This window comes from Streptomyces durbertensis (genome assembly GCF_014156695.1).
In the GTDB taxonomy this organism is placed as follows: Bacteria; Actinomycetota; Actinomycetes; order Streptomycetales; family Streptomycetaceae; genus Streptomyces; species Streptomyces durbertensis.
The window spans coordinates 1-5,630 of record NZ_WMLF01000358.1 but is presented as its reverse complement, the minus strand read 5'-3'; the positions used below and the strand labels follow the sequence as shown (position 1 = coordinate 5,630).

Sequence of the window (5,630 nt, the reverse complement as noted above, 5' to 3'; positions counted from 1 at the left end):
GCGCATGCCCGCCATTCTGCGGCAGGGACGTGCCCGCGGAGGGAACCGGAGCCGGGTCCGCGGCGGGAGGCGGCCGCCGCTCAGCCGGTGACGAACCGGCGTGCCAGGTCCTCACGTTGGGCCCGGACGAAGTCGGCGTCCACCACCGCGCCGTGCCCCGGTACGTAGCGCGCGTCCGGGCCGCCGAGTGAGAGCAGCCGGTCCAGCGCCTCGGGCCAGCGTGCGGGATGGGCGTCGCGGCCGGCCTGCGGTTCGCCGGACTCCTCGACGAGGTCGCCGCAGAACACCACGTGGGGGGTGCCGGGGACGAGGACGACCAGGTCGTGGCCGGTGTGGCCGGGGCCGACGTTCGCCAGCAGCACCTCCCGGTCGCCCAGGCGCAGGGTCATCTCACCGCTCACCTGGTGGTGCGGCACCACCAGGACGTCCACCGCCTCGGTGGCCTCCTCGGGGGTGAGGCCGTGCCGGACGGCGTCCGCGCGCAGCTCCTCGGCGCCCTTCCTGAGCAGCCGGTCGGAGCCGACCGCCGCGTACACCTGCACGCCGGCGAAGGCGGCCGTGCCCAGGACGTGGTCGAAGTGCGGGTGGGTGAGCGCGACGTGCGTGGGGCGCCGCCCGAACCGCTGTTCCAGCTCGCGCCGCAGCTCGGCGCCCTCCCGCAGGCAGGCGCCGGTATCGACGACCAGCAGGCCCTCGGAGCCGGCGACGGCGCCGACGGTCTCGTCCCAGCCGGGCATCCGGCGGCGCACCACCCCGGGTGCGAGGTCTTCCCAGCCACTGCTGCTGCCGCTGTCCATGACGCGACGCTAGCGCGTGCGCCGAACCCCCGCCCGGCGGCCCGGCCGACACACCCCGGGGGACGGCACGCCCCGGCGGTGCGGACGTGATCCGGTGGGGGCGGGCGCCTTGCCCGGCGTGTGGTACCCGGCCGTACACTTGCTGGGGGAAGGCTGGCACTCAGCGGTGGTGAGTGCCAGAATCGTGAGGCTTGGACGCAGGCCGGACGGAGGTGCGCAGTAATGCTCAGTGAACGCAGGCTGGAGGTACTCCGCGCCATCGTCCAGGACTACGTCGGCACGGAGGAGCCGGTCGGCTCCAAGGCGCTCACCGAGCGGCACAACCTGCAGGTCTCCCCGGCGACGGTGCGCAACGACATGGCCGCGCTGGAGGAGGAGGGCTACATCGCGCAGCCCCACACCAGCGCCGGCCGGGTGCCGACGGACAAGGGCTACCGGCTGTTCGTCGACAAGCTGGCCGGGGTCAAGCCGCTGAGCGCGGCCGAACGCCGGGCGATCCAGAACTTCCTGGACGCCTCCGTCGACCTCGACGACGTCGTGGGACGCACGGTGCGGCTGCTGGCGCAGCTGACCCGGCAGGTCGCGGTAGTGCAGTACCCGTCGCTGACCCGGTCGACCGTGCGGCACGTCGAGCTGCTGTCGCTGGCCCCGGCCCGGCTGATGCTCGTCCTGATCACCGACACCGGGCGGGTGGAGCAGCGCATGGTCGACTGCCCCGGCCCGATCGGCGAGACGTCGGTGGCCGATCTGCGGGCCCGGCTGAACAGCCGCGTCGTCGGCCAGCGCTTCACCGAGGTGCCGCAGCTGGTCCAGGACCTGCCCGAGGCGTTCGACCTGGACGACCGGGGCGCGGTGTCCGCCGTGCTGGCGACGCTGCTGGAGACACTGGTCGAGGACACCGAGGAGCGACTGATGATCGGCGGTACCGCCAATCTGACCCGCTTCGGACACGACTTCCCGTTGACCATCCGTCCGGTGCTGGAGGCGTTGGAGGAGCAGGTGGTCCTGCTCAAGCTCCTCGGCGAGGCGACCGACTCGGGCATGACGGTCCGCATCGGTCATGAGAATGCTCACGAAGGTCTGAATTCCACCTCCGTGGTCTCGGTCGGTTACGGTTCCGGCGGCGAGGCAGTCGCCAAGTTGGGCGTGGTCGGACCGACCCGCATGGACTATCCGGGAACGATGGGAGCGGTACGCGCAGTGGCACGTTACGTCGGACAGATTCTCGCGGAGTCATAAGTGGCGACGGACTACTACGCGATCCTGGGACTCCAGCGGGACGCCTCGCAGGCCGAGATCAAGAAGGCCTTCCGCCGGCTGGCGCGCGAGCTGCACCCGGACGTCAACCCGGACCCGAAGACGCAGGAGCGGTTCAAGGAGATCAACACCGCCTACGAGGTGCTCTCCGACCCGCAGAAGAAGCAGGTCTACGACCTGGGCGGCGACCCGGCCGGCGGTGCCGCCGGAGCCGGGTTCGGCGCCGGCGCGGGCTTCGGCAACTTCTCCGACATCATGGACGCGTTCTTCGGCACCGCCGCCCAGCGGGGCCCTCGTTCGCGCACCCGGCGCGGCCAGGACGCGATGATCCGGCTCGACATCGAGCTGGAGGAGGCCGCGTTCGGCACCACGAAGGAGATCCAGGTCGACACCGCCACCGTCTGCACCACGTGCAGCGGTGAGGGCGCCGCGCCCGGTACCTCCGCGCAGACGTGTGACATGTGCCGGGGCCGCGGCGAGGTCTCGCAGGTCACGCGTTCCTTCCTCGGCCAGGTCATGACCTCCCGTCCCTGCCCGCAGTGCCAGGGCTTCGGCACGGTCGTGCCGACGCCGTGCCCGGAGTGCGCCGGCGACGGCCGGGTCCGTTCGCGCCGCACGCTGACGGTGAAGATCCCGGCGGGTGTGGACAACGGCACGCGGATCCAGCTGGCCGGTGAGGGCGAGGTCGGCCCGGGCGGCGGACCCGCCGGCGACCTGTACGTGGAGATCCACGAGAAGCCGCACTCGGTGTTCCAGCGTCGCGGCGACGACCTGCACTGCACGGTGACGATCCCGATGACGGCGGCCGCGCTCGGCACCAAGTGCCCGCTGGAGACGCTGGACGGGCTGGAGGAGGTCGACATCCGGCCCGGCACCCAGTCCGGCCAGTCGATCCCGCTGCACGGTCGGGGCGTGACGCATCTGCGCGGGAACGGGCGCGGTGACCTCATCGTGCACGTGGAGGTGCAGACGCCGGCGAAGCTCGACGCCGAGCAGGAGGAGTTGCTGCGGCGGCTGGCGAAGCTGCGGGGCGAGGAGCGGCCGCTGGGCCAGTTCCAGCCCGGCCAGCAGGGCCTGTTCTCCCGGCTGAAGGACGCGTTCAACGGGCGCTGAGGTCACTCGGGGCCGCTGTGGACTTACCATCGGTAACGACCGGAAGGTCTGGTACCGCCGGTGGATTCGTGCACAAGCCGTGACAGGATGTGGTCATGTCCGCTGCTTCCTCGGCGCCTTCCGCGACCCCGGAACCCCGTGCGCTCTCCGCGCTGTACGAGCACCCCGTCGTCCAGGCGCCGATGGCCGGCGGCGCCTCCACGCCGGAGCTCGCCGCCGCCGTCACCGAGGCCGGTGGACTGGGCTTCCTGGCCGCCGGCTACAAGACGCCCGAGGCCATGTACGGCGAGATCAAACGGCTGCGCGGACTGACCGGCCGACCCTTCGGTGTCAACCTCTTCGTCCCCCAGCACAGCGTCTCCAGGCTGCACGAGCCGGACGACAACGCCGGCCCCGCCGCCGCGGGCTGCGACGTCTCGGCGGCGGTGGAGGTCTACCGGGCCCAACTCGCCGGCGAGGCCGCCTGGTACGGCACCGAGCTGGGCGACCCGGACCAGGGCATCGACGACGCCTACGAGGCGAAGCTGGCCGTGCTCTGCGAGGACCCGGTCCCGGTGGTCTCGTTCGCCTTCGGCTGCCCCTCCCGCCGGGTACTCGAACGGCTCGCGGAAGCCGGCACGTTCACGGTGGTCACGGTCACCTCGGTCGCCGAGGCGCAGGCCGCGCAGTGGGCGGGCGCCGCCGCGCTCTGCGTACAGGGCGTCGAGGCCGGCGGGCACCAGAGCACCCACCGCGACGCCCCGCACGCGGACGGCGCCGGCGTCGGACTGCTCGCGCTCATCGCCCAGGTCAGGGAGGCCGTGCTGCTGCCGCTGATAGCCGCCGGCGGGCTGATGCGCGGCGGCCAGATCGCCGCGGCCCTCACCGCGGGCGCGACCGCCGCCCAGCTCGGCACGGCCTTCCTGCCGTGTCCCGAGTCCGGCGCGCACCCCCTGCACAAACAGGCGCTGACCGACCCGATGTTCACCCGTACCGAGCTGACCCGCGCGTTCACCGGGCGGCCCGCCCGCGGTCTGGTGAACCGCTTCATGCGGGAGCACGGCCCCTACGCGCCGTCCGCCTACCCGCAGGTGCACCACATGACCGCGGGCCTGCGCAAGGCCGCGGCGAAGGCCGGCGACCCGCAGGGCATGGCGCTGTGGGCCGGCCAGGGCCACCGGCTGGCCCGCGAGATGCCGGCCGGGGAGCTGGTGTCCCTGCTCGCCGACGAGTTGGAGTCGGCCCGTACCGATCTGCTGGCCAGGAGGGCGTCATGACCGCGCCGCTGTTTGTCGTGGACACCGACCGGCTCGCGCCCGGCCCGGTGCTGGTGGACGGGGCCGAGGGCCGGCACGCCGTCTCGGTCCGCAGGCTGCGGGTCGGCGAGGCGGTCACGCTCACCGACGGCGCCGGGCGCGGCGGGACCGGCACCGTCGCGGCGACCGAGGGCAAGGACCGGCTCACCGTGCACCTCGACGAACTGGTCGAGGAGCCCCCGCCCAGCCCCCGCATCACCGTCGTGCAGGCACTCCCCAAGGGCGACCGGGGCGAGCTGGCCGTGGAGACGATGACCGAGACCGGAGTGGACGCGATCGTCCCCTGGACGGCCTCCCGCTGCATCACCCAGTGGCGCGGCCCGCGCGGCGAGAAGTCCCTGGCGAAGTGGCGGAACACGGCACGGGAGGCCGGCAAGCAGTCGCGGCGCCTGCGCTTCCCCGAGGTCCACGATCCGGTCACCACGGCGCAGTTGGTGCCGCTGCTGGCGAAGGCCGCGTTCGCCGGGGTGCTGCACGAGGAGGGCGCCAGTCCGCTCGCCCGTGCCGAACTCCCCACCGAGGGCGAGATCATGCTGGTCGTCGGCCCGGAAGGCGGCGTGGCGCCGGCCGAGTTGGACGCGTTCGCCGAGGCGGGCGCCCACCCGTACCAGCTTGGCCAGAGCGTGCTGCGCACCTCCACCGCCGGCACGGCGGCCACCGCGCTGCTGCTCGGCCGCACCGGCCGCTGGGGCTGAGGCCGACCGCCCCGATCCGGACGCCCGTGCCGGCCGCCGCCGGGCCGGGGACGGCCTGGGGGCGGGCCGACGACCGGATCTTGCGGGTAGCATCCGCTCATGGCTGGAGAACCGCAGGCCGACTGCCTGTTCTGCAAGATCGTCGCGGGTGAGGTTCCGGCGACCGTCGTCCGGCAGACGGAGACGACCGTCGCGTTCCGGGACATCAATCCGCAGGCGCCGACCCACGTGCTCGTGATCCCCAAGGCGCACTACCCCAACGCCGCGGCGCTGGCCGCCGCCGAACCGCGGCTCGCCGCCGACCTGCTGCGGGAGGCCGGCGAGGTCGCCGCGCAGGAGAAGGTCGACGCCTACCGGACCGTGCTCAACACCGGTTCGGGCGCGGGCCAGACGGTGTTCCACGTCCACGCGCACGTCCTCGCCGGACGCGGCCTGGAGTGGCCCCCCGGCTGACCCGCCCGGTCACCGCCCAC

6 protein-coding genes are annotated in these 5,630 nt (G+C 73.3%); 5 read left to right on the top strand and 1 reads right to left on the bottom strand.

Features of this window, described 5'->3' with window-relative positions; translation table 11 throughout:
* Positions 1-80: 80 nt before the first annotated feature.
* Positions 81-797, bottom strand: coding sequence for an MBL fold metallo-hydrolase (locus GL263_RS20205; RefSeq protein ID WP_182857152.1), 717 nt, complete (start codon positions 795-797; stop codon positions 81-83).
* A 222-nt stretch (positions 798-1,019) separates the two neighbouring features.
* Here GL263_RS20205 and hrcA point away from each other — a divergent pair, with 222 nt between their 5' ends.
* The 5 genes from hrcA (at position 1,020) to GL263_RS20180 (ending at position 5,610) form a co-directional block, all read left to right on the top strand.
* Complete coding sequence (gene hrcA, locus GL263_RS20200; protein WP_182857151.1) at positions 1,020-2,036, top strand: heat-inducible transcriptional repressor HrcA; 1,017 nt, start codon at positions 1,020-1,022, stop codon at positions 2,034-2,036.
* Positions 2,037-3,167, top strand: a complete 1,131-nt coding sequence (dnaJ, locus tag GL263_RS20195; RefSeq protein WP_182857150.1) for a molecular chaperone DnaJ — start codon at positions 2,037-2,039, stop codon at positions 3,165-3,167.
* A gap of 95 nt (positions 3,168-3,262) precedes the next feature.
* A complete protein-coding gene (locus GL263_RS20190) occupies positions 3,263-4,423 on the top strand; it encodes a nitronate monooxygenase (protein WP_182857149.1) in 1,161 nt (386 codons plus the stop codon).
* Positions 4,420-5,157 (top strand): 16S rRNA (uracil(1498)-N(3))-methyltransferase, encoded by a 738-nt coding sequence (locus GL263_RS20185; RefSeq protein WP_182857148.1) that lies wholly within the window; start codon positions 4,420-4,422, stop codon positions 5,155-5,157. Before GL263_RS20190 ends, GL263_RS20185 begins: the two co-directional genes overlap by 4 nt.
* A gap of 99 nt (positions 5,158-5,256) precedes the next feature.
* A complete protein-coding gene (locus tag GL263_RS20180) occupies positions 5,257-5,610 on the top strand; it encodes a histidine triad nucleotide-binding protein (protein ID WP_182857147.1) in 354 nt (117 codons plus the stop codon).
* The last annotated feature ends 20 nt before the right edge of the window (positions 5,611-5,630 follow it).